Here is a 21,856-nt window from a genome sequence, read left to right as displayed (position 1 = left end):
CCTTCATTGCACGGGCAGGGTGGTCAAGCCGCTCGCTTCTCCCGGGCGACGATGATGGTGGGGCGCGGTCGTCGTGCTGCTGCTACCGCGGCGGCCCGAAGTTCCGCCATGACCTTCTCGGGTTCATCTCGCAGCCGATCCGGCAGGGTCTGTACCACGACGATCCCTGCTGCGGCGTACCGATTGTTGCGGTGGAGGGTCCTTCTGAAGGCATCCCTGCCGAAATGGAACGAGTACGAATCGATCTCCCAAGCCATGGCCAGTTCATCGCACCAGGAGTCGGGTTTGCCGATGTAGTTGCCGTGAGCGTCGAAGATCTTGACGTTCCGCTCGGCCGGCGGAAGACCGGCGCGTTGCCAGATCGAGAGCGCCGAGGCCTCCGGCACGGATACAACGCCGGCTTCGAGTTCGCGAAGTACGGCACGGGGCAATGCGGTGCCCCTTTTGCTGCCGGACTCCAGTTCGCCTTGAAGTTCGCTAAGTGTGCACAGTCCGGTTTCGATGGCTTCAAGCAGCAGCGCGCGGACCGGGTCGAGCTCCCGTATGCGCCGGAGTCCGTCGAGTACCGCGCGAGGAGGTTCCGCGAGCGGGACTCGGCTCAACAGCCGGCTTCCTGGCATGTGGATCGTCCGCTCGACGATCACGAACCTGGAGCTCCTGATGTGATGCAGTTGAGGGATCAGAACATGGACATGATCCCCGGGTGGGGTTTGGCGTAGTCCATAACGCCTTGCCGCTTCGAACCCCGTGACGATGCCAAGGCCGTCGGCATGCATCAACGCGGCTTCGACGCGTTGCCTTGCTGACGGTCTGGCACGAGACAGGAGAACGATTCCTGGAAGCAGATGGGTCCACCTGCCTCCAGGCTGGCATCTTCGATAGGAGGTACTTTGTGAAACCCCGAGCTTTTCGAGGGTTGTCACCTGGATGACACCGTCCCGGCTGTACTGCCACAGGTGGGCATCGGTGAGTGGGTTCTTTGAGAGGTACATGGCGATCATGGTGGTCCGCCGGACCGACAGAACTTGCCGCACCGCTGCAATGAAGGGGCCTTTCATAGCAAAATTTGCTATGAAAGGCCCCTTCATTGCAGTACAGAAGTGCCCGCCTGCGCCTGAGTTGGCGAGGCGAGCTACTTCCCCGAGGCGTTCTTGATGAACTTCGCCAAGTCCTTCGCCTGCTGCACTCGCGACGCCTCGTGCACGTACATCATGTGCCCGGCCGGGTAGTACGCCGTGTCGATGTTCTCCCGCAGCTCCTCGGGAATCTGCAAGCGCGCCAGCACGTGCTCCGAAGCGAAGTACGGCGTCGCGCCATCGTAGTGCCCGAAGGCGACATGCACCTGAAGGTGCGGGTTCGCCCGCATGGCCGACGCCAGCGAGTCCACAGAGGACACTGAGCGGCCTTCGAAGTCGGAGTACGACCAGGCCTTGAAGACGTCCGTCGACAGGACCTCGTACGGCAGGTCGTTCTCGTAGCCGAGTTCGGCCCGCACGTAGTGGTTGAGCCCGCCCGTGTAGGCGCCGATGATCCGCGAGATCGACGGGTCGTCGCTCATGTGCTCGCGGCCGCCGTCGGGCTCCCAGGTGGTGAACCGGCCGTCCATCCGGCCGACGACGAGACCCTTGTCCCGCAACAGCTCGGTGAAGTACCGCACGTGTTCGATCCGCAGGTTGACCCGGTCCACATAGGATTCGCTCAGGCCGGTCAGGGAGGCGAGCGTCGCCACCGCTTCGGCGCGGTCCTGTGTGGACAGGCGCGCGCCGCGCGCGAGAGCCCAGGGGAGTTCCTTGACTGCGAAGTCTTCGGCGTCGGCGAGGACGTCGTCGAGTGGCCGGTCGCCGTGGAGGCCGTGGTAGTGCGCGATCGCCGCGTACGTCGGCACGTAGAGGGAGTACGGCAGGTCGTTGCCCTCGGTGAACCGCAGCGTGCCCATGTCCAATACGGACGAGATCAACAACAGCCCGTTGAGGTACATGCCGTGGCGTTCCTGGAGATGCGACGCCAGTCCGGCCGCGCGGAGGGTGCCGTACGACTCGCCCGCGAGGAACTTCGGCGAGAGCCAGCGCTGTTTGCGCGAGACCCACAGCCGGATGACCTCGCCGATGGACTCGATGTCGGCGGTGTACCCGTGGTACTCCTTGGCCGCCTCGCCGTCCACGGCGCGTGAGTAGCCGGTCGACACCGGGTCGATGAACACCAGGTCGCTGTGCGCCAGCAGGGTTTCCTGGTTGTCGGTCAGCCCGTAGGGCGGCGCGACCGGGTCGTCGACATCGCCCGACAGCACCCGGCGCGGGCCGAGCAGGCCCATGTGCAGCCAGATGCTCGCCGAGCCGGGCCCGCCGTTGAACGCGAACGTGACCGGGCGCGAGCCGGGCTCCGCGTCGTCGAGCGTGTAGGAGGTCAAGAACACCTCGGCCTTGGCCTTGTAGCCCTCGGATTTGCCGTCGGTGATGACCTCCTTCCGCAGCACGATCCGCCCGGTCTGGGCGGTGTAGGCGAGCTTCTTGCGCTTGAGCGTCAGCGTGTGCTTCGTGGTGACCAGGTCGTCGGTCGGCTCGACCTTGGTTTCCACCGACGGGGTGTCCTTCTCGTCGGTGACCTTCGCATCGGGATTGGTGTCCGGCATGCTCCCAACTTACTGGCAGTCTGTAGGTGTGGACATCGTCACGGAGCATGATCGCCCGAGCACGCCCCAGGAGGCGGTCAGGATCCAGGAAACCCTGCGTGGCCTGGTCGAACTCGAAGATTGCTGTCCACAAGAGATCGTCACGGTCACCGGGCTGGACGTCGCCTACGACGAGGACAGCGGTCTCATCGCGGCCGCCGCGGTCACCCTCGAGACCGGCGGATTCCGCGTCGTGGAAAAGCGAACCGTCGTTTCCCGGATCTCGTTCCCGTACGAACCGGGTCTTTTCGCGTTCCGCGAGCTGCCCCCGCTGCTCGACGCCCTCCGCGCGCTCGACCACGTCCCGGATCTCCTGATCTGCGACGGCCACGGCCTGGCGCATCCACGCCGGTTCGGGCTCGCGTGCCACGTCGGCGTCGTGACCGGGCTGCCGACCGTCGGGGTCGGCAAGACCCGGTTCGTCGGCGAGCACGACGAGCCGGGCGCCGAACGCGGTTCGCGGGTGCCCTTGCTGGACGACGGCGAGGTCGTCGGCGCGGTCCTGCGCACCCAAGACGGCGTGAAGCCCCTGTACGTCTCCGTCGGCCACAAGATCTCGCTGGACAACGCGTGCCGCCAGGTGCTGCGGCTGTGTCCCGCGTTCCGTCAGCCGGAGACCACCCGGCAGGCCGACCGGCTCGCCCGGGACGCGCTGAAGGAGGCGTTATGAGGTTCCACTCGCTTGCCGAACTCGACGCCGAGGTCGTCGGCTGCCGCGCCTGCCCGCGGCTGGTCGCGTGGCGCGAGGAGATCGCCGTGGTCAAACGCGCGGCCTTCGCCGGCGAGACCTACTGGGCGCGGCCGGTGCCCGGCTTCGGCCCGCCGGACGCGTCGCTGGCGATCGTCGGCCTCGCCCCTTCGGCCCACGGTGCGAACCGGACCGGCCGCCTGTTCACCGGTGACCCGTCCGGTGACGTTCTCTTCAAGGCGCTTCACCGGGTCGGGGTCGCGTCGCAGCCCACGTCGACCCATATAGGTGACGGTCTCGAGCTCCGAGGGACCCGGATGGTGTCCCCGGTGAGATGCGCGCCACCTGCCAACAAGCCCACACCTGAGGAACGGGAAACCTGCAAAGCGTGGCTCGCGGCGGAGCTCGCGTTGCTGAAACCGACGCTGAAGGCCGTCGTGGTGCTCGGCGCGTTCGGCTGGCAGGCGCTGCTGCCGGTGCTCGCGGAGGCGGGCTGGCCGGTGCCCGCGCCACGCCCGAAGTTCGGCCACGGAACGGAACTGGAACTCGGCGACCTGCGGCTTTTCGGCTGTTATCACGTGTCGCAGCGCAATGTCCAGACCGGTCGCCTGTCCCTTGACATGGTGTGCGACGTCCTGGCCGCCGCGACCTCGGCGGCCGGCCTGAACTGAATCGGTGCGGAAACCGTGGCGACGCTGGTCACAGCCGGATGGGGTCTCCGAGCGATCTCAGCTGATGGGTGCGACTATAGAAATATGGCTGGTGTTAAGTCGGAACCGACACGGATCCTCGTCCTTGGTGGTGGATACGTCGGGCTCTACACGGCGTACGGGCTCCAGAAGATGCTCCGGGCCAACGAAGCGTCCGTGACGGTCGTTGACCCGCAGCCGCACATGACCTATGCCCCCTTCCTGCCCGAGGCGGCGGCCGGTGCGATCGAACCGCGGCACGTGGTCGTGCCGCTGAGGCGCGTGCTCAAGCGCTGCCACGTGCTGACCGCGCGCGTGACGAAGATCGAGCACGAGCGCAAGGCCGTGACGGTCGAGGCCGCCGACGGGCACGTCGAGCAGCTGAACTACGACGTCCTCGTGGTCGCTCTCGGCGCCGTGGCGCGCATCCTGCCGATCCCGGGCCTGGTGGAGGAAGGCATCGCCTTCAAGACCATCGGTGAGGCGATCTACCTGCGCAACCACGTCATGACGAAGCTGGACGAGGCCGCCAGCACGCTCGATCCCGAGCAGCGCAAGCGCCTGCTGACGTTCACCGTCGTCGGCGGCGGGTTCGCCGGTATCGAGGCGCTCGCCGAACTCGAGGACATGACCCGGTTCGCGGTGGAGAACTACTACCCGAACCTCAAGGTCGAGGACATCCGCTGGGTGCTCGTCGAGGCGGCCGGGCGGATCCTCCCCGAGGTGCGCGAGACGCTCGGCGTGTACACCGTCGAGCAGCTCGAAAAGCGCGGCATCGAAGTCTATTTGTCGACAGCGGCGAAGTCGTTCGAGAACGGACACGTCGTGCTCTCGGACGGTACCGAGTTCGACACCGACACGATCATCTGGACCGCCGGTGTGAAGGCGAACCCGGTGCTCGCCAGCTCGGATCTGCCGCTCGACAAGCGCGGCCGCGTCGAGGCCACCGCCGCGATGCAGGTCGTCGGGCACCCCGACGTCTGGACCGCCGGTGACAACGCCGCCGTGCCGGACCTCTCGCGCACCGAGCAGGACCCGACCGCGACCTGCCCGCCGAACGCGCAGCACGCCGTTCGCCAGGCGCGTCTGCTGGCGAAGAACATCATCAAGGTGATCCGCGGCGGCAAGCCGAAGGACTACTACCACAAGAACCTGGGTGCGGTGGCCAGCCTCGGCCTGCACAAGGGTGTCGCCGACGCGCTGAACCTGAAGATCAAGGGCTTCCCGGCCTGGCTCTTCCACCGCGCGTACCACCTCAAGGCGATGCCGACGTGGAACCGCAAGATCCGCATCCTGTTCGACTGGATGCTCGGTGGCCTGTTCCGCCGCGAGGTCATCTCGCTCGGCCAGATCAACAACCCGCGCGAGGAGTTCGACAGGCTGTCGAAGTCCTGAGTTCGTGAGTCCGTGAAGGCCTCCTTCCCTACCTTGAAGTTAGGGAAGGAGGCCTTCACGGCGTTTAAGGTGTGCCGGTGCAGGCATTCCGGAAGTCCGTACCCGCCGTACCGCTCGCCACCGGCCTGGCTCCGGCCGAACTCGCGAAGCACGTTTTGGAGCGGATCGAGCGCGACAACGCGCACGCCCGCTCCCGGAAGAGGCGTTTCCGCTGGCGCGCCGTGTCCATCAGGGTCCTCCTGCTCGCGCTGTCGGCGGCGTCCACGATCATCCTCGGTCTGCAGAACCTCAACGGCTGGACCGGTGTGGCATTCGCCCTCGTGGCCGTGACGACCGTCATCGGCGCGCTCGAGCCGTTCTTCGCCTGGCGCTCCTTGTGGGTCCTGATGGAAGAGGTCCAGTTCCGGCTCTACCGGCTGCGCGACGAGCTCAGCTTCTACATCGCGTCGACCCCGCCCGATCGGATCGATCCCCGGCTGGTCAACGAGAAGTTCGAGGAGTACCAGGCCGTTTGGAACGAGCTTGGTCTACGTTGGCTCGAATATCGGCGTACTGAAGCGGCGAACTGAAGGGCATCGCCTAGGCTGTCGGTGCCCCGGTAGCCCAACTGGCAGAGGCAGTCGACTTAAAATCGACCCAGTGCGGGTTCGATCCCCGTCCGGGGCACCACACGTTCCGCTCTGTGGACGTCCTGGTCCGCGCGGGCCGCCGCTACCGACAATGGCCCGCATGACCGGAACCGGCCTGACCGACGAAGCCACCTACGACCGCGCTCGGCTGGCCCAGTGGCGCGCGGGGGAGGCGCGGGGTGGCGGGCTTTCCAGGCGCGGTCTACTTCGGCTGGCGGCCGGTGGGTCGCTCGCGCTGACGGCGCTCGGCACGCTGCCGGCCGGAACGGCGACGGCGGCCTCGCCGATCGTGAAACCCTTGCCGCCGGAGATCTTCGAGGTCTACGGCGGCAACGCCGAGACGCGCTGGGAGGCGTTGAGCGGGCAGGGCTATCTGACGCCGGTCGACCGGTTCTTCGTGCGAAACCACACCGCCACACCGTCGATCGACGCCGGCACCTGGCGGCTGAAGCTGTTCGGGACCGGACTGCGTGGAGGGCCGGTCGAGTTCAGCTACCGAGACCTGCTCGGATTGCCCGCGGAGACGATCACTTCCGCCATCGAATGCGCGGGCAACGGACGGAGTTTCTTCAGCAGTCAGCAAGGGCAGGCGGTGTCCGGCACGGCGTGGAAGCTCGGCGCGATCGGGGTCGCGCGCTGGCGCGGTGTCCGGCTTTCCACCGTGCTGGCCAAGGCGGGTTTGACGCGGCACGCGGTGGACGTCCTGCCGGAGGGACTGGACGCCGACTATGTCACCGGCGGGGTCAACCTGGGAAAGGTGCGCCGTCCGCTGCCGATCGCGAAGGCGTTGCAGGACGTTTTGCTGGCGTACGAGATGAACGGGCGTCCGCTCCCGCCGGACCACGGTCATCCGGTGCGGCTCGTCGTGCCGTCGTGGGTCGGGATCTCGTCGATCAAATGGCTGGGGCGCATCGAAGTCTCGGACAAGCCCCTGGTGTCGCCGTGGAACACGCAGTACTACCGGCTGCTCGGGCCGGACTATCCGGCCGACGGCACGGTCGTCACCCGGCAGGTGGTCAAGAGCGCGTTCGAACTGCCCTGGAACGCCGAATTCGCGGCAGGCGGCAGGCAGGTGCTGCGCGGCCGATCGTGGTCGGGCAACGGCCGGATCCGGCGCGTCGAAGTCGACACCGGTGCCGGTTGGCGGCAGGCGAAGTTCGTGGGCGCGGCGGCCGATCGAGGCTGGCAACGCTGGGAGATCCCTTGGCGCTCCGGCATTCCCGGGACCCACACCTTGCGCGCACGGGCGACGGACATCGTCGGTGTCACCCAGCCGGACGTCACTCCGCACAACTCCCAGGGCTACCTGTTCGACGCCGTCGTCCGCCATCCGGCCCGGGTGGTGTGAGATGACGCAGTCGGTCGCCGTGCGAGTGGATCAGCCCGTCGAATTGACTCTGGAGTTACGGGTCAGCACCGACCCGGAACACGCCGCCGCGATAGCCGCGCGCCTGGTCGAGTCCTTTGAGGACACTGTCAGGGTGACTCTTACCGCGCGAACCGTCCCAGCGGATTCCGGCCAGGTCATCGAACTCGCCGGGCGACGGCGACGATCAGGCGAAACCGCGCCGCCGCTGCGCATCGAACCCGATTCGCGACGAGTGCTGTTACGGGGCGAGGTGCTGGAGTTCACCAGGTTGGAGTTCGATCTCCTGCTGTTCCTGAGCCGGAACCCGGACCGCGTCTTCGACCGCCTCACCCTGATGGCGCAGGTGTGGGGGCTGTCCGGCGGTAACGGGCGGACCGTGGACGTCCACGTCCGCAAGATCCGCGGGAAACTCGAACCCGTGCTGACGCCGATCGCGACGGTGCGCGGGGTCGGTTACCGATTCGACGGGGCGGGCCAGGTGCTCATCGCGGACTGAGCGATGAATCCACGACGTTCGGCTCTGTGTCCCCGACTGTCTTTGGGTCGGATGCGATTGGAGAGTTGTACCGGGACACGGTCTTACGAAGGTGGCCGGCGTGCTGGTAGATCTCTTCGACAGTTCCGATGGGGATACGTGTCTCGACCTTGTTCTCGTCGAAGATTCCGAGGTATTTCTTTGAGCGGTTGAACCACAGTCGAGCGATTGGTTTGCGATTGTTGTCGTCCAGCAGTACGCCGAAATATGTCTTCGTGTCGCGTGCGACGATTCTTGCCGCAGGGACCTCGCCGCAGACGATGGCGCGAACGATCCGATACCCCTCGAGTTCTTCTTCGGTTGTGATCACGTCCCCGCTGCTGTCATGTGGCCGTGCTTCCGAAGGAATTGTAGAAGTATTCTCGGCAATAACGCTCTGCTCGGGAGATTCGGGTGCGCCGGCCGAAACGCTGACGAAGGAATCAGGCCCACCCAGTGCGTTCTTCAATCGGTCATTGACCTGCTCGTTGAGGAACTGGCGTGCCGCCTTGTCGACAAGCGGGGCGAACTGGTCGCGAACTCGCTGAGTGAAGGAGCCTTCGTAGACTCGGCCGGCCAGGAACTTCACCCACTCGTCCTCGGGTGTCTTGAACTGGGTTGCGAGGATTCGCTTTATCTGGCCGATGTACTTGAGTTCCTCGGCGGCGTTGATGACCGAGTCCAAGTTGAAGGACTCTTTGCTCAACTTCGCGAGTTCGGGAATCAGTGTCTCATCGATATCCGAAAAATCCAGAACCAGGAAGGGTTTCGCGTCCATCCGGTTCGGCGCGTCCAGGTCGGTGTAGAACTGATATGTCTCACCGTTTGTGAGGATGGCGATCCTTGCATTGGTTACTGCGAAGTATCGGAAAAGCTGGGACGCGTGCTCGATGCGAAGCGGGTCGTTGATCTTCTTTGCCTCGACCAATACCTGCACTTGTCCGTCGTGCACAATGGCGTAGTCGATCTTCTCGCCCTTTTTGGTGCCGACGTCGGCTGTGAATTCGGGGATGACTTCCGCGGGGTTGAAGACGTCGTATCCGAGGACCGTGCTGATGAAGGGCATCACGAAAGCATTCTTGGTGGCCTCTTCCGTCTGGATATCGGCCTTGTGCTTCCGGATTTTCAGAGCCAGAGCCTGTGCGCGCTCTGCGATCTCCATAGTGGTGCCCTCCATGTGGCGCGTTACTCGGTGCGCGGTTGGCGGCACCTTCCCCAGTTTTCGCTGTGTTGCGGGAGCTAGGTCGTAGGCGGAAGCCTCCGCGTTACACCTCGTGACTCGATGGTGACCTCGATGGCATCGGGCGACTCTGCCATGGTCCGGCCCCACTGAGCGCCATCCGGGCAAAGCCGGGATGTCAGGATACGAACCGTGACTTCGACCTACGTTTTCGTACACGGTTCGAGCAGCGCCTCGTTCACCTGGGGACCGCTGCAACGTGAACTCGCTTTGCTCGGCCACCGCACGCTGGCCGTCGACCTTCCCGGCCACGGCTTCGCCGCCGGTTTCCACGCCGCCTACCAGGCGCCGCAGGATCTCGAAGCGCTGGCCACGGCGCCGTCGAACCAGGCGGGTGCCACGCTGGCCGAGGCCGTCGAGCAGGTGGTGGACGTCGTGCGCAAGGTCGCCGAGCACGGGCCGGTCATCCTGGTCGGGCACAGCCGCGGCGGGGTCACGCTCACCGGCGTCGGCAACGCCGTCCCGGAACTGATCGACCGGATCGTCTACATCTCCGCGTGGTGCTGTGTCGACGCGACGGTGGGCGAGTACATGCAGGGACCCGAGTACGCGACCAGTGCGCTCAACGACGTCGGCGGAGTCGTCGTCGCGAATCCCGCCGAGCTCGGCGCGCTCCGGATGAACTGGCGCACGGCCGATCCCGCGCTGCTGTCCGCGTTGAAGACCGCGATGCTCGAAGATGGTACCGAGCAGGAGTTCCTGGCCTACCTCAACACTCTCGAGCCGGACGAGAGCCTCGACGCCGGAACCGAACTCGCCGACGCCGCCACCTGGGGCCGGATCCCGCGCACCTACATCCGGCTCACCGAGGACCGGTCGATGCCGCTCGCGCTGCAGGACCGGTTCATCAAGGAGGCGGACGCGCTCACCCCGGACAACCCGACCGACGTGCGGTCGCTCGCCGGCAGCCACGTCCGGTTCCTCATCCATCCGCAGGAGGCGGCCGCCGTCCTCGCCGGCCTGCACGCTACGGACCGTCAGGGAGCGACAAGCCCGGCTTCGTAGGCGAAGATCGTCAGCTGGACCCGGTTCGTCGCGTCGAGTTTCGCGAAGATCCGGGTGATGTGGGTCTTCACCGTCGCTTCGCTCAGGTGCAGTGCCGCGCCGATTTCGGCGTTGGTGCCGCCCTGCGCGACGGCGGTGACGATCTCCCGTTCACGCTCGGTCAAGGTACTCAGCCCGGCTCGCGCCCGATGACGGCGAGGGCTCGTCCTGGTCGCGACGAAATGCCCGATGAGTTTCCGCGTCGTCCGCGGCGAAAGCATCGCCTCACCCGCCGCGACCACGCGCACCGCGTCGATGATCTCCTGCGGCGAACCCTCTTTCAGCAGGAAACCGCTGGCGCCCGCGCCGAGCGCGTCGAAGACGTACTCGTCGAGGTCGTACGTTGTCAGCACGAGGACTTTCGGTGGATTGGGCAGCGCCGTGACGGCGGCGGTCGCGGTGAGACCGTTCATCCGCCGCATCCGGATGTCCATCAGCACGACGTCGGGCGCGTGCATGGTCACCTTCGGCACGGCTTCGTCCCCGTCGCCCGCCTCCGCGACGACCTGGATGTCGCCCGTGCTGGACAGGATCATCGACAAACCGGTTCGTACGAGCGGGTCGTCGTCGACGAGCAGCACTCGCAGTGGGCGCTGGTTCACTCGGACAGGTTAGTGGTGTCCCCATGGCAGCCAAGCCCGGACGGCGAAGGTGCGCTCTTCGGTGGGACCGGCGCTGACGTTCCCGCCCATCAGCGTGACACGTTCGCCGATCCCGGTCAGCCCCGCACCTGCGCCCGGTGGCTTGCCCATCGCGGCCGTCGCGGGCAGCGGATTGACGACCTCGACGGTGAGCCCGTTCCCGGGGCCTCCGCGAACCGAAACCTCGGCGGCCGCGCCCGGGGCGTGCTTCAGGATGTTGGTCATCGACTCCTGGACGATCCGGTACGCGGTCGTGCCGAGCAAGGCAGGCGCGCCGCCCGCGTCGTCGAGCAGGATCGTCACGTTGACCCCCAAGCCGGCCCGTCGCGCGTTGGCGACCAGCTCGGGAATGTCCGCCAGCGTCGGCTGTGGCGGTTCCGGATGGGATCCGTGCTCGCCGTTCTCACCGAAACCCTGGCCATCGCGCAGGACCCCGATGACCTGCCGCAGATCTTCGAGCGATTGGCGGGCCGTCGTGCGGACGGTCTTCGCGGCTTCCGTCGTCGCGGGCCCCTTGCTGACCTCCAACGCACCGGCCTGCAGTGACAGCAGGGAAAGCCGGTGCCCGAGGACGTCGTGCATCTCGCGCGCGATCCGCGTGCGTTCCGCGCGACGGGTCATTTCGGCGCGGAGTTCCTCTTCCTTGGCCTCGCGGATCGCGATCGTGTCCTGCATCCCGCGGACGACCCCGACGGTGAGCGGCACGGCCGTCATCACGACCGCGACCGTCAGCGTCCCCATCACCTGCACCGCGGACAGCTGTTCGCCGACGATCTGCCCGGCGATGGTCACGTCGGGATGGCGGTTGGCGTCGCCGAACAAAGCCCATGCCGTCGCGATGTAGACCAGTACGGACCCGATCCACAGGAATCGGTCACGGCGGTGCGCGGCCAACGCGGCGAGGGCGACCAACGCGGCCAGCGCGTCGGACCGGAAGCAAAGCGGCGGAACCAAAGCGATGCCGAGGACGAGCTCCGGCCATTTGTGCCGCCAGCAGAGCATGACCGCCGCCGCGATCCCGGTGAGGAAGCCGAGCGTGGACCACCAAGTCGGGTCGAACTCTTTCGTCGCCGGAAGGTAGCCCTGGGCGCTGAAGACGAAAATGCTGCTGATCACGCACGCCGCGACCGCCACCACGGTGAGCACCACACCGAGCACACGCCTTGCCATGCGCTGAGCGTACGCAAGCAGGCCAGGCCACCCACATCAGCGGAACCGATCCTTCGCAGCGCGCGAATTACGACTTTCGTCGTAACGGGTTCACGCGCCGAGGACGACGCGGCCGCCTCGCGATCGCTGGTTGTATGCCGCCTCGTTCATCCCGTTGGAAAGGAAAACCCCCGTGACCCAGCAAACCCCCTACACGCCGGCCCCGCAAGCCCCCGCCAGCCCGATGCCGCCCCGCAACGGCATCGGCGTCACGGGCTTCGTCCTCGGCCTGGTGGGGCTGGTCTTCTCCCCGATCCCGTTCGTCGGCGTCATCGCGTGGCCGCTGGTGATCCTCGGCCTGATCTTCTCGATCATCGGGCTGATCCGTGTCAAGAACGGGAAGGCCTCCAACAAGGGGCTCTCCATCACCGGTATCGCCCTGTCCGCACTCGGGCTCGTGGTCTGCGTGGTGTGGATCTTCGTGTTCAACGCGGCGGTCAACGAGGTCAACAACGAAATCAACCGCACCGCGAAGGTCTCCTACGAAGTCACCGGTGACGCCACGAACGTCGAGGTCATCTACGGCGAGGTCCTCAACCCCACCACCGAGACCGTTCCGGCGCTGCCGTGGAACAAGGAAGTCGAGAACAAGGGCGTCTACAAGGGCGGGACACTCACGGTGACCACGGGCGAGACCGGTGGATCCGTCACCTGCAAGATCACCGTCGACGGCGCGGTCGTTTCGACCAAGACCGCTTCGGGCGAGTTCGCGATGGCCGCCTGCACCGGAGTGTGACGGCCGGACCGTGAAAGGCCTCCTTCGCCATTCTCGGGGTGGCGAGGAGGCCTTCGCGCCTTGCGCCCGACCGGGCGACATTGCCCGCGGAGTTCGGCGGCTACGGCGAGATCGTCCGTATTCTCAGCGCCGCCTGTTCCTCCACGGCGTGCGTCTGGGTGATGCTCATCGGCGGAAACGGTACGCCACCATGTTCCTGATGCCGCAACAGATCGCCGAGCCCGCCGACTGCGGATACCGGCTCACCGGCGCCAAGCGTTTCGTTTCCGGCTGCGAGGCCGCCGACCATTTCCTGGTCAACGCGCTCGTCGGCGGCGCGCCCACCTTCGGCCGAGCGGCGACCGAACCACATCGCGGCAGGCCTCGCGTTCCTGTCACTGGGCCATCGCCGACGCGGCGGAGGAAGCTCTTGTCTCGCACGCCCGAAGCCGCGTCATCCCCGCGGCCGGGCAGCCACTCGCCGAAATGCACTGGCTTCAGTTCGAAGTCGCGGACGTCCACGCCCGTCTCGAAGCCGCGCGCGTGTACTCGCGGAACATGGCGTGGCTGGCGGATCGGAATTCGCCGGAGTTCCTGTCCGCCCGTGAGGTCGCGCAGCTGGCGCTGAAAGCAGGCGGCGGTTCGGGTTTCCTGCGCACGTCGCCGATCCAGCGGCTGTTCCGGGACGCGCAGACGGGCGGTCTGATGGCGTATTCGGCCGAAGTCCGCAAAGACCGGATCGGGAAGACGGTGCTCTTGCCGCAGGAGTGACCTCGGATGGCCGGCCGGGTGACGTCACGCCCGGCCGGTACCGCCGAAGCGGGTCAGCAGCAGCCGCTGCCGCAGCAGTCGCAATCGCACCAGTCGTCGTTCCGCATGGTCATCCACCTCCTCCCTCGGGGTCGCAGCCGGGTGGGCACCAGGCGCCGGGAGCCGGATCGGCGCAGTTCGCGCCGGACATCCCGGACAGCATGGAAGTGAGTTCGGCGTGCAGCTCGCCGAGCCGTGTCATCTCCGCTTCGATCTCGGCGAGATGGCGTTCCAGCATGGTTTCGGCGGGTTCGCACGGGCACACGCCGGTGTCACGCACGCTCAGCAGGTCACCGATCTCCGTCAGCGTCAGCCCGAGCCGCTGGGTGCCGCGGATGAACCGCAGCCTGTCGATGACGCCCTCGTCGTAGCGCCGGTGGGCGCCGGTCGTCCGCGCGGGCGTGGGCAGCAGGCCGATGCGCTCGTAGTAGCGCACGGTGTCCGGCCGCACCCCGGCGCGGGAGGTCACCTCGGACATGGTCAACGCCGTCAGCGCCTTCGTCGCTTCGGTTCGCATGATGCGAGCGTAGAACTTGGACCCGGCTCCAGAATCAAGTCCGGATTTCGACGGGGCTCACGAAGAGAAGACGACGGCCAGGCGCGTCCGCATCATTCGAGAGGGTGGAAACGGCGAGAGGACGGCACGGTGACTGACTTCCGGAACGTGATCAGGGACCTCACCACGGAAGGTGAACAGGTCGACGCCCTGGTGGCCGGCCTCGACGACGCGGGATGGGAGCTGCCAACGCCCGCGACGGGCTGGTCGGTCAAACACCAGATCGCGCATCTCGCGTTCATCTTCAAGATCGCCGGGTTGTCCGCGGCCGAGCCGCGGGCCTTCGCCGAACTCGCGAAGTCGTCGATGGCGCGCGGGTTCGACGCCGCCGTCAACGCGGCCCTCGACGACTACCTCGGTGACCCCAACGAGGTCCTGCTGAGCCGCTGGCGCGCCGAACGCGACGCCGGTATCAAGGCGCTCGCCGCGGTCCCGGCGGACCAGGTCGTCCCGTGGCTGGTCAACCCGCTGCCGCCGGCGATCCTCGCCTGCGCCGGGATGATGGAACTGTTCGCGCACGGCCAGGACGTCGCGGACGCGCTGGGTGTGCGGCCGGAGCGGACCGACCGGCTCGCGTATCTCGTCGGCTTCGCCGTCCGGGTGCGGGACTTCGGCTACGAGGCGCGCGGCCTGACCCCGCCGGAACAGGAGTTCCGGTTCGAGATCACCTCGCCGTCCGGGCAGCTGTGGACGTTCGGCCCCGAGGACTCGCCCGAGCGGATCACCGGGAGCGCCGAGGACTTCTGCCTCCTGGTCACGCGGCGCCGTCACCGCGACGACCTCGACGTCCGTGCCGAGGGCGCGCTGGCGGACCAGTGGCTGGACATCGCGCAGGCGTACCGCGGCCCCGCGGGCGAGGGGCGCTCGCCGGGACAGTTCGGTCGTTGAGAGTCCCGCCGCTTCCGCGGTGGATAGGGCATCCTGGAAGTCGCGATCAACTCCGCTCGGTGCGATCGTCGACGCACAGGGGGTCTAGGAGGCGATCGTGACGCGAGTGTGGCTGATCAGGCATGGGGAAAGCGAGTCCAACGCGGGGCTTCCCGGCGGGGAGCCGGGAACTTCGGCGCTGACCGAACTCGGCAGACGCCAAGCCCTCGAAATCGCGGATTCGCTGGCCGAACCGCCCCGGTTGATCGTGACGTCGCCGTTCCTGCGGGCGCGGCAGACCGCCGAGCCGACGATCGAGCGGTTCCCCGGCGCGGAGCGTGAGGAGTGGCCTGTCCAGGAGTTCACCTTCCTCGGTGAACTCCATGGACAGGTCACCACCACAGCCACCCGTAAGCCGTACACGGAGGCCTACTGGTCCCGTGCCGATCCGCACCACGCGGTGAACGGCGCGGAATCCTTCGCGGCCCTCTTCACCCGGACCCAGGATTTCCTGGCGCGGCTGGGGGAACGCGAACCCGGGCCGATCGCGGTCTTCACGCACGGGCTCTTCATCCGCGCGGTCATGTGGTCACTGCTGACCGGGATCACCACGCCGGACAGCGAGGCCATGCGCGGATTCCGCACGTTCGCCGACACCTACCTCGTGCCGAACGGCAACATCACCGAACTGCGGTACACACCCGGGAAGCGGGCTCCGCGAGTGGTGGTCCCGCTCGCCTCCCGGTACGCGGACCGCTAGGGCTTCAGCAACAGCTGGAGCTTGTTCACCCCGGTCATGTTCGGGCTCGGGATGAACGACGGCGGTGCGGCCGGATCGGTGCGCAGATCCGGGAAGCGGTCCAGCAGGATGTTGAGCGCCGTCTTGCCTTCCAGCCTGGCGAGCGGGGCGCCGATGCAGAAATGGATCCCGCGGCCGAAGGCCAGGTGCGGGTTGTGCGCCCTCGCCGGATCGAAGGTGCCCGGATCCGTGAACGTACGCGGATCCCGGTTCGCCGCCGCCACCCAGATGCCGAGCATGCTGTCGGGCGGGATCGTCTGGCCGCCCAGTTCGACCTCGGTCGTCGTGGCGCGGGCGACGAGTGCGAACGGGCTGAGGTAACGCAGCGATTCCTCGATGGCGGCGGGCAGCAGTGCCCGGTCCTCGCGGACGCGCCGGTACTCCTCCGGATGGGAATCCAGGCACAGCACCGTGTTCCCGAGCAGCATCGTGGTGGTGATGTGCCCGGCGAGCAGCAGCACGTTCGCGAAGTTGACGACTTCGTTCTGCGTGAGCTTCGCGCCGTCGACCTCGGCTTCGACGAGTTTGGTCAGCAGGTCCTCGCGCGGGTTCCGCCGCCGGTCGTCGACATGCTCGGCGAGGTAGTTCGTCAGGTTCTTCACCTGTGCGGCCGTTTCCTCGGCGGCCTTCTTGTCCTCCTCGGTCTGCTTGATCAGCGACCGCTGCTGACTGTTCCGCAGCAAGGTGTCGACCCATTCCTTGAACAGGTCGCGATCGCTCGCCGGGATGCCGAGCAGTTCGGCGATGACGATCACCGGCAGCGGGTAGGCCAGATGGGTAACCAGCTCCATCGAGTCCGCGCCGTCGACAGCGTCGAGGAGTTCGTTCGTCAGAGCGGCGATCCGCGGTTCGAGATCCGCGACGACCTTCGGCGTGAAGGCGTGGCTCACCAGCGTGCGCAGTTTTTTGTGATCCGGCGGGTCCATCACGAGCAGATTGCCCTCGACGAACAGATCCTTGTCCGGTGAGAGCTCCTCGGGGATCAGCCGGGTGGTGTCGGAGGAGAACACCTTGGGATCACTCAGGGTCTTGAGCGCCTCGGCGTGGCCGTAGACGTTCCACATGCCCGTCTCGGGGTCGAAACGGACCGGCTCGGCCGGGAATTCCCCTCGAAGCCAGAACTGGCCTTCGTGGACACCCCAGTTTTCGGCGATCGTGGTCATGGCTTGCCCCCTTCTTCAGTGGTGGAGAGCCCGGATCAAGCGGGCTCCTCGGGGCCGTCCTTCCGGTAGATCCAGGCGCGATAGGACGAGATCAGATCCTGGAACGCCTGGGTCACTTCGGCCGCGGTGGCGGCCACGTTCGCCGGGGACGGCGGCTCCGACGGCTCGAACGCCGTCCGGATGATGTGCGCGAGAGCGTCGGCCTTCTCCTCGGATTCGAGGTCGGCGCCGTCGGCCATGAAGCTGTCCATCAAGTAGAACCCCAGCGCCGAGGCGCGCAGGGAAAACAGCAGGTTCGGGATGTCGTCGCGCAGCAGGCCTCGGTCCGTCATCGTCTTCAGGTACCGCTCGGTCACGACCGCGTCCTGGTCCTGCAAAGGATGTTTCTTCAGCCTGCCCAGCAGCTCGGTGTTGCCGGTGATGAGCGCGCCGAGCAACGGGCTCCGCTGGGTATGGAGGAAAACCGCCCGATGGAACCGGTGCGGGACGACCTCCGCCGGATCTTCGTCCAGCCGGGCGAGGAGATTCTCGGCGGCCCGGAGGGATTCACGCAGGAGCAACGCGTGGAAGAGGGTTTCCTTGGTGGGCCAGTGCAGGTAGATCGTGCCCTTCCCGATGCCCGCCTGACTCGCGATGTCCTCGATGGTCACCTTGCGATAGCCCAGCCGCGTCAGCAGGACGCCGGCCGCGTCGAGGATGCGATCGGCGCGGCCGGCGGTGCGGTCCGGACGTTCTGCCACGTGCGCTCCCAGTCTCTGACTTCGTGACCAGATTTGCTCATCTGGTCATCCGGTCAGTATCGACCGTAGCGCCGGGGGCACCGGTCCGGCAAGGGAATCGACGAGTTCTTAACGCAGATGGTGGGCGAGCAGGAACTTCCAGATGACCGGAGTGGCGTCGATGACGGTCGGCGTGGCGGAGTCGTTGTTCGGTGCGGCGCTCGGCCAGACGTGCCCGGCGCCTTCGACCCGGTAGTGCTGGAGCGAGCAACCGAGCCAGCGCTGAACGGTGACGTCGGTTTTCGGCGAATACTGGATCGGGTGCGGGAAACAGCCGTTTCGGTCCGCCCACGCGGCGAGCCAGTCCGGCAGCGCCGGCAGGCCCTTGGCGGGATTCCCGGTGTAGGGGATCGTCGCGTCGGCCGTGCCGTGGAAATCGAGAATCGGAGCGGGACGCGACGGGTGGCATTCCCCGCCTTGCGGGTAGAACGCGCCGGCGACGGGAGCGAACGCCGCGATCCGGCCCGGCATCCGGCAAGCGAGGACGCCGACGAACCCGCCACCGTTCGACTTGCCCGTCGCGTAGATCCGGCGGGAGTCGACGCACAGTTCACGCTGGAGCGTGTTCAGCAGATCGCTGGTGAAGAGCACGTCGTCGGCGGCCGCCGAGTACGGCGCGCCGGTCCACGCCGATTCGCCGTCCGTGCCCGGAAGTCCTTGCGGGTAGACGGAAATCGCGTCATAGGCGGAAAATCCGGACAGCTCTTCCTGATATTTCGACGTTCGTTTGTGGCCGTGGAACGACAACACCAGCGGGTACGGCCGCGACGGCCGGTACCGGGCCGGAACGTGCACCGTGTACTCGCGGAGCAGGCCGCCGGACGTCAGCGTCCGCAGCGTCGTCGTCCCGGTGGGAACCGGGGACGGACGCTGGCAGGCGGTCGTCCGCACCGGATGATCGATCGCCGACGGCACCGACGGCACTGCCGACGCCGCTGGGGCGGCGACCAGGCTCAGTCCGGCAGCGGCGGCGGCCGTCAGCGCGAGACGGCGCAGGAACTTCGTGGGACCAGGCACGCGATCCTCCTTGATCGGGCGGCAGGGCGGTGATCAGGGTCACTCCTGCCGCCGGCCTGGTCAGCATTGTGTTCATTGAGTTTTCGGACCACCGGCATTCGGCCGGTCGGTCGTCAGCCGCAGGCGTGTTTCGCCGTGAGCACGCGGGTCAAGGCTTCGGCGACCCTGGCGGCCGGGAGATCGCCGGACGCGAGCGCTTGCTCCAGGGTGGTCAGCACCGTCCCGACGTTGCCGCCGGACGACCACAACGCCTGATCCGCCCCCGCCTGCAGGGCTTTGAGCACGGCCGCCGGGAGCGGGTACTGCGCCGTGATCGCCTTCATCGCGCCGAGATCGTCCGTGATCACCGGGCCGTTGAACGCGTAGTCCTTCCGCAGCAGCCGATACGCCGGTGCCGACAGGGTCGACGGGGTGCCGCCGGTCAGATCTGGTACGTCCAGGTGCCCGACCATGACGCCGATCTCGCCGTATTCGCCGATGTCGCGATACGGCACCAGGTCGACCTTTCGCAGCGAGGCCAGCGGCGGCGTTCGCACCAGTCCCTTGTGGGAATCCCCGGTGGCGTGCCCGTGCCCGGGGAAGTGCTTCAGTACCGGCTGCACCCCGGCGTCCCGCAGGCCCTGGGCGAACGCCAGGACGTACTTGCGAGCGACCTCCGGGTTCGCGCCGAACGATCGGTCGCCGACGATGTCGCGGTCCGGCTGGTCGGTGATGTCGGCGTCGGGCGCGTAGTCGACGGTGACACCGCGGGCTCGCATCTGCCGTCCTCGCTCGGCCGCCTTCGCCCGCACCTGCGCCGGCGTCAGCGTCGAGGCCATCTTCCGGGCGCTCGGCATCTCGCCGTCGAGGGCGTCGATCCGCTGGACGCGACCGCCTTCCTCGTCGATCGCGACCGACACCGGGACCTTCGCGGCGCGCTGGACCTCGTCCAGTGCGCGGTTCCGCAGCAGGGCGGTCTCGTTGCCGCCGAGGAAGATCCCGCCGACCTGCTCGTCGCGCACCAGCTTCACCGCCGCCTGCGGGTCTCCGGCGTTCACGCCGACCACCACCAGCTGGGCCAGCCGCTGCCGGGGGCTCATCCCGGCGATGACGGCTTCACAGCCCGCAGCCGGCGCCCGCTCCACCCTCGGTGACGGCGAGGGCGGGCTGGAGCTGGGCCGGCTTGACGCGGCGCTGCTGTGAGGTGGAGGTGCGGATCCCGCCGGCTGCGCGGATCCGGCTTCGTCGTTCGCGGTACCGCACTGCACGCTGGTGGCCAGGACGGCGGCGGTTCCCAGGATGACGGCCGCCCACCGCTTCGTCGTCTTCGGTCGCCCGGAGTTCATCGGCTCGTTTCGTTCGTCGTCCATGCCGCTGTCGACGGTAGCCCCAGTTGCCCTTTCGTACGCGTTCGCGTGCCCTTTGGTGCGTGGCGGCGCCGGGCTGGACCTTCGGCCTCACCTCCTTCCGATTCGTGTTCTCTCTGGTCAAAGCGGTGTTCGTGCTTGACAACTCGATCTGCTCCGCCGTAGATTACCACATGGTTATGGAACCGCAAGGTTATCCAGCCTTCGGCGAGCCGGCGTGAGAACTCGAACTCGTGAGAACTGCTTTGGAACAGAAAGGCGGGCGACCGTGGCACAGGATCTGCTCGATGTCACCTTCGCGGCACTCGCCGACCCCACCCGCCGCGCCATCCTCGCGCGGCTCGCGCGCGGCGAGGCCACGGTGACGGAGTTGGCCGAACCCTTCGCGATGAGCCAGCCGGCCATCTCCAAGCATCTGAAGGTGCTGGAGCGGGCGGGGCTGGTGGCAAGGGGGCGTGATGCCCAGCGTCGCCCCTGCCGGCTGGTGGCCCGGCCGCTGAAGGACGCGAACGAATGGATCGGCGGCTATCGCCGCTACTGGGACGAGACCTTCTCTCAGCTGGACCTCCTCCTGGACGAGGAAATGAAGCACCCGGAGCGCCGGGAAGAGACCGATTGACCACCGCACGAGCGGAAAGGAACAGCACGATGGGACGCACTCTCAGCGTGACGAAAGCCGGCGATCTCGAGATCGTCATGACGAGGTCCTTCGACGCGCCGAGGGTGTTGGTGTTCGACGCGTGGACCAAACCGGAACTGGTGCGCCGCTGGTTCGGCCCGCGCGACTGGGAGGTCGTCGAATGCGAGATCGACCTTCGGGTCGGCGGCAGATGGCGCTACCGGCTGCACCACGGCGACGGGAAGGAGATGCTGCTCCAGGGCGTCTACCAGGAGATCGACCGTCCGGAAAGGCTCGTCTCGCTCGAGACGAACGAGGGCTGCGATGCGTCGGAAGGCCAGGCCTTGGCGACTCTGACGTTGGTCGAGCGCGACGGGGTCACCACGTTGACCCAGGTGGTGCGGTACGGCTCGAAGCGGATCCGGGACGCCGTGCTCGAATCCGGGATGGAGCGGGGCGTCGGCGAGGGCTTCGACAAATTGGCCGAGTCCATGGCCACTCCGGTGGAGGCGTGACCACGATGACCGCTATCGCGAACCGTTATCGCGTCCGGGCCGACGCCTTCGAGAGCAAGGTCGCCGCCGTCCGAACCGGGCAGTGGGAGAGCGGATCCCCGTGCGAAGAGTGGAACGCCAGGGATGTCGTCGGGCACATCGTCGACATGCACGGCGCGATGCTGCGCCCCTTCGGTCGTGACCTCGGGCCGGCGCCGTCGCTTCAGGAAGATCCGCTGGGCGCCTTCCGTGCCGCTCGGGCCGATGTCGAAGCCATCCTCGCCAATCCCGTGCTCGCGGCCACGGAACACGAGACACCCGCGGGGAAGATGACCGCGGAACAGCACATCGACCAGGTCGTCAGTGCCGACATGGTGATCCACGGTTGGGATCTGGCCCGGGCCACCGGGCAGGACGACACGATCGATCCGGAGGAGGTCGCCCGGATGTGGCCTGCGGCGCAGGCGATCCCCGATCAGATGAGGATTCCCGGAGCGTTCGGGCCCGGCATCGTCGTCTTCGGTCCCGAAGTGAAAGTGCCCGAAGACGCGTCCCTGCAGGACAGGCTGCTGGGGCTGATGGGCCGGGATCCGAACGCCTGACCC

At 67.1% G+C, this 21,856-nt stretch carries 26 protein-coding genes and 1 tRNA gene; 16 read left to right on the top strand and 11 right to left on the bottom strand.

All coding sequences use genetic code 11. The features are described from left to right. Positions 1–23: 23 nt before the first annotated feature. Positions 24–644: a hypothetical protein gene (locus DMH01_RS43185; protein WP_233621413.1), complete on the bottom strand. Its 621-nt coding sequence runs from the start codon at positions 642–644 to the stop codon at positions 24–26. A 488-nt stretch (positions 645–1,132) separates the two neighbouring features. Beyond that, positions 1,133–2,629, bottom strand: a complete 1,497-nt coding sequence (locus DMH01_RS06155; protein WP_125674092.1) for a S10 family peptidase — start codon at positions 2,627–2,629, stop codon at positions 1,133–1,135. Positions 2,630–2,657: 28 nt separating this feature from the next. Between DMH01_RS06155 and nfi the strand changes: the two genes are divergently transcribed. The 7 genes from nfi (at position 2,658) to DMH01_RS06120 (ending at position 7,934) form a co-directional block, all read left to right on the top strand. Next, complete coding sequence (nfi, locus tag DMH01_RS06150; RefSeq protein WP_125674091.1) at positions 2,658–3,338, top strand: deoxyribonuclease V; 681 nt, start codon at positions 2,658–2,660, stop codon at positions 3,336–3,338. Beyond that, positions 3,335–4,027: a uracil-DNA glycosylase gene (locus tag DMH01_RS06145; protein ID WP_125674090.1), complete on the top strand. Its 693-nt coding sequence runs from the start codon at positions 3,335–3,337 to the stop codon at positions 4,025–4,027. Before nfi ends, DMH01_RS06145 begins: the two co-directional genes overlap by 4 nt. A gap of 84 nt (positions 4,028–4,111) precedes the next feature. Then, positions 4,112–5,440: an NAD(P)/FAD-dependent oxidoreductase gene (locus tag DMH01_RS06140; protein WP_007028829.1), complete on the top strand. Its 1,329-nt coding sequence runs from the start codon at positions 4,112–4,114 to the stop codon at positions 5,438–5,440. 77 nt (positions 5,441–5,517) lie between these two features. After that, positions 5,518–6,009, top strand: coding sequence for an SLATT domain-containing protein (locus tag DMH01_RS06135; RefSeq protein WP_125674089.1), 492 nt, complete (start codon positions 5,518–5,520; stop codon positions 6,007–6,009). A 23-nt stretch (positions 6,010–6,032) separates the two neighbouring features. Continuing rightward, positions 6,033–6,109, top strand: a tRNA-Leu gene (locus DMH01_RS06130). A 60-nt stretch (positions 6,110–6,169) separates the two neighbouring features. Next, a complete protein-coding gene (locus tag DMH01_RS06125; RefSeq protein WP_125674088.1) occupies positions 6,170–7,417 on the top strand; it encodes a sulfite oxidase in 1,248 nt (415 codons plus the stop codon). Position 7,418: 1 nt separating this feature from the next. Continuing rightward, positions 7,419–7,934 (top strand): winged helix-turn-helix domain-containing protein, encoded by a 516-nt coding sequence (locus DMH01_RS06120; protein ID WP_125674087.1) that lies wholly within the window; start codon positions 7,419–7,421, stop codon positions 7,932–7,934. Here the strand turns inward: DMH01_RS06120 and DMH01_RS06115 are convergent. Continuing rightward, positions 7,921–9,114 carry a type I restriction endonuclease gene (locus DMH01_RS06115; protein ID WP_125674086.1) on the bottom strand — a complete coding sequence of 398 codons (1,194 nt, stop codon included), beginning with the start codon at positions 9,112–9,114 and terminating at the stop codon, positions 7,921–7,923. The genes DMH01_RS06120 and DMH01_RS06115 overlap by 14 nt on opposite strands. Before the next feature lie 210 nt (positions 9,115–9,324). Here DMH01_RS06115 and DMH01_RS06110 point away from each other — a divergent pair, with 210 nt between their 5' ends. Beyond that, entirely contained in the window at positions 9,325–10,197 is an 873-nt protein-coding gene (locus DMH01_RS06110; RefSeq protein ID WP_125674085.1) for an alpha/beta fold hydrolase, read from the top strand. Here the strand turns inward: DMH01_RS06110 and DMH01_RS06105 are convergent. Continuing rightward, complete coding sequence (locus tag DMH01_RS06105; RefSeq protein WP_125674384.1) at positions 10,170–10,817, bottom strand: response regulator transcription factor; 648 nt, start codon at positions 10,815–10,817, stop codon at positions 10,170–10,172. The genes DMH01_RS06110 and DMH01_RS06105 overlap by 28 nt on opposite strands. A 30-nt stretch (positions 10,818–10,847) precedes the next feature. Continuing rightward, positions 10,848–12,047 (bottom strand): sensor histidine kinase, encoded by a 1,200-nt coding sequence (locus DMH01_RS06100; protein ID WP_199745371.1) that lies wholly within the window; start codon positions 12,045–12,047, stop codon positions 10,848–10,850. A 223-nt stretch (positions 12,048–12,270) separates the two neighbouring features. Between DMH01_RS06100 and DMH01_RS06095 the strand changes: the two genes are divergently transcribed. Further along, positions 12,271–12,822, top strand: a complete 552-nt coding sequence (locus DMH01_RS06095; protein ID WP_125674380.1) for a DUF4190 domain-containing protein — start codon at positions 12,271–12,273, stop codon at positions 12,820–12,822. Positions 12,823–12,922: 100 nt separating this feature from the next. On the opposite strand, the gene DMH01_RS43180 is transcribed toward DMH01_RS06095, so the two are convergent. Then, positions 12,923–13,174, bottom strand: coding sequence for a hypothetical protein (locus DMH01_RS43180; RefSeq protein ID WP_233621412.1), 252 nt, complete (start codon positions 13,172–13,174; stop codon positions 12,923–12,925). Between DMH01_RS43180 and DMH01_RS43175 the strand changes: the two genes are divergently transcribed. Continuing rightward, positions 13,057–13,572 (top strand): acyl-CoA dehydrogenase family protein, encoded by a 516-nt coding sequence (locus tag DMH01_RS43175; protein WP_370323352.1) that lies wholly within the window; start codon positions 13,057–13,059, stop codon positions 13,570–13,572. The genes DMH01_RS43180 and DMH01_RS43175 overlap by 118 nt on opposite strands. A 109-nt stretch (positions 13,573–13,681) precedes the next feature. Here DMH01_RS43175 and DMH01_RS06085 read toward each other — a convergent pair whose 3' ends face one another. Beyond that, the gene (locus DMH01_RS06085; protein ID WP_125674084.1) at positions 13,682–14,128 is read right to left on the bottom strand and encodes a MerR family DNA-binding protein; all 447 of its coding nucleotides are present in this window, start codon (positions 14,126–14,128) and stop codon (positions 13,682–13,684) included. Between the two features lie 129 nt (positions 14,129–14,257). Between DMH01_RS06085 and DMH01_RS06080 the strand changes: the two genes are divergently transcribed. Further along, positions 14,258–15,055, top strand: coding sequence for a TIGR03084 family metal-binding protein (locus tag DMH01_RS06080; RefSeq protein WP_125674083.1), 798 nt, complete (start codon positions 14,258–14,260; stop codon positions 15,053–15,055). 97 nt (positions 15,056–15,152) lie between these two features. Beyond that, positions 15,153–15,794, top strand: coding sequence for a histidine phosphatase family protein (locus DMH01_RS06075; RefSeq protein WP_125674082.1), 642 nt, complete (start codon positions 15,153–15,155; stop codon positions 15,792–15,794). On the opposite strand, the gene DMH01_RS06070 is transcribed toward DMH01_RS06075, so the two are convergent. The 4 genes from DMH01_RS06070 to DMH01_RS06055 form a co-directional block, all read right to left on the bottom strand. Next, positions 15,791–16,996 (bottom strand): cytochrome P450, encoded by a 1,206-nt coding sequence (locus DMH01_RS06070; RefSeq protein ID WP_125674081.1) that lies wholly within the window; start codon positions 16,994–16,996, stop codon positions 15,791–15,793. The two genes, DMH01_RS06075 and DMH01_RS06070, sit on opposite strands and share 4 nt — an antisense overlap. Positions 16,997–17,031: 35 nt before the next feature. Further along, positions 17,032–17,736 (bottom strand): TetR/AcrR family transcriptional regulator, encoded by a 705-nt coding sequence (locus tag DMH01_RS06065; protein WP_125674080.1) that lies wholly within the window; start codon positions 17,734–17,736, stop codon positions 17,032–17,034. Between the two features lie 108 nt (positions 17,737–17,844). Continuing rightward, a complete protein-coding gene (locus DMH01_RS06060) occupies positions 17,845–18,792 on the bottom strand; it encodes a PHB depolymerase family esterase (RefSeq protein WP_125674079.1) in 948 nt (315 codons plus the stop codon). Positions 18,793–18,905: 113 nt separating this feature from the next. After that, positions 18,906–20,141 carry a glycoside hydrolase family 3 N-terminal domain-containing protein gene (locus DMH01_RS06055; RefSeq protein WP_125674078.1) on the bottom strand — a complete coding sequence of 412 codons (1,236 nt, stop codon included), beginning with the start codon at positions 20,139–20,141 and terminating at the stop codon, positions 18,906–18,908. A 59-nt stretch (positions 20,142–20,200) separates the two neighbouring features. Between DMH01_RS06055 and DMH01_RS42665 the strand changes: the two genes are divergently transcribed. From DMH01_RS42665 to DMH01_RS06040, 4 genes are read left to right on the top strand one after another with little or no spacing between them, the layout of a single operon-like run. Continuing rightward, positions 20,201–20,359: a hypothetical protein gene (locus DMH01_RS42665; protein ID WP_158633193.1), complete on the top strand. Its 159-nt coding sequence runs from the start codon at positions 20,201–20,203 to the stop codon at positions 20,357–20,359. 47 nt (positions 20,360–20,406) lie between these two features. After that, positions 20,407–20,757: a metalloregulator ArsR/SmtB family transcription factor gene (locus tag DMH01_RS06050; RefSeq protein WP_125674077.1), complete on the top strand. Its 351-nt coding sequence runs from the start codon at positions 20,407–20,409 to the stop codon at positions 20,755–20,757. 29 nt (positions 20,758–20,786) lie between these two features. Next, on the top strand, positions 20,787–21,272 hold the full coding sequence (locus tag DMH01_RS06045; protein WP_125674076.1) for an SRPBCC family protein: 486 nt from the start codon (positions 20,787–20,789) through the stop codon (positions 21,270–21,272). 5 nt (positions 21,273–21,277) lie between these two features. After that, on the top strand, positions 21,278–21,853 hold the full coding sequence (locus DMH01_RS06040) for a TIGR03086 family metal-binding protein (RefSeq protein ID WP_125674075.1): 576 nt from the start codon (positions 21,278–21,280) through the stop codon (positions 21,851–21,853). Positions 21,854–21,856 lie beyond the last annotated feature (3 nt).

It is taken from the genome of Amycolatopsis sp. WAC 04182 (genome assembly GCF_003947465.1).
Taxonomy (GTDB): domain Bacteria; phylum Actinomycetota; class Actinomycetes; order Mycobacteriales; family Pseudonocardiaceae; genus Amycolatopsis.
This window is presented reverse-complemented; position numbering and strand designations above follow the sequence as displayed.

Excerpts from the sequence above, each read along its gene's own strand:
- DMH01_RS06155 (WP_125674092.1), bottom strand. The coding sequence starts at position 2,629 with ATGCCGGACACCAATCCCGATGCGAAGGTCACCGACGAGAAGGACACC.
- DMH01_RS06145 (WP_125674090.1), top strand. The coding sequence starts at position 3,335 with ATGAGGTTCCACTCGCTTGCCGAACTCGACGCCGAGGTCGTCGGCTGC.
- DMH01_RS06140 (WP_007028829.1), top strand. The coding sequence starts at position 4,112 with ATGGCTGGTGTTAAGTCGGAACCGACACGGATCCTCGTCCTTGGTGGT.
- DMH01_RS06125 (WP_125674088.1), top strand. The coding sequence starts at position 6,170 with ATGACCGGAACCGGCCTGACCGACGAAGCCACCTACGACCGCGCTCGG.
- DMH01_RS06120 (WP_125674087.1), top strand. The coding sequence starts at position 7,419 with ATGACGCAGTCGGTCGCCGTGCGAGTGGATCAGCCCGTCGAATTGACT.
- DMH01_RS06115 (WP_125674086.1), bottom strand. The coding sequence starts at position 9,114 with ATGGAGATCGCAGAGCGCGCACAGGCTCTGGCTCTGAAAATCCGGAAG.
- DMH01_RS06100 (WP_199745371.1), bottom strand. The coding sequence starts at position 12,047 with ATGGCAAGGCGTGTGCTCGGTGTGGTGCTCACCGTGGTGGCGGTCGCG.
- DMH01_RS06095 (WP_125674380.1), top strand. The coding sequence starts at position 12,271 with ATGCCGCCCCGCAACGGCATCGGCGTCACGGGCTTCGTCCTCGGCCTG.
- DMH01_RS43180 (WP_233621412.1), bottom strand. The coding sequence starts at position 13,174 with ATGTGGTTCGGTCGCCGCTCGGCCGAAGGTGGGCGCGCCGCCGACGAG.
- DMH01_RS06085 (WP_125674084.1), bottom strand. The coding sequence starts at position 14,128 with ATGCGAACCGAAGCGACGAAGGCGCTGACGGCGTTGACCATGTCCGAG.
- DMH01_RS06070 (WP_125674081.1), bottom strand. The coding sequence starts at position 16,996 with ATGACCACGATCGCCGAAAACTGGGGTGTCCACGAAGGCCAGTTCTGG.
- DMH01_RS06055 (WP_125674078.1), bottom strand. The coding sequence starts at position 20,141 with ATGGACGACGAACGAAACGAGCCGATGAACTCCGGGCGACCGAAGACG.
- DMH01_RS06045 (WP_125674076.1), top strand. The coding sequence starts at position 20,787 with ATGGGACGCACTCTCAGCGTGACGAAAGCCGGCGATCTCGAGATCGTC.
- DMH01_RS06040 (WP_125674075.1), top strand. The coding sequence starts at position 21,278 with ATGACCGCTATCGCGAACCGTTATCGCGTCCGGGCCGACGCCTTCGAG.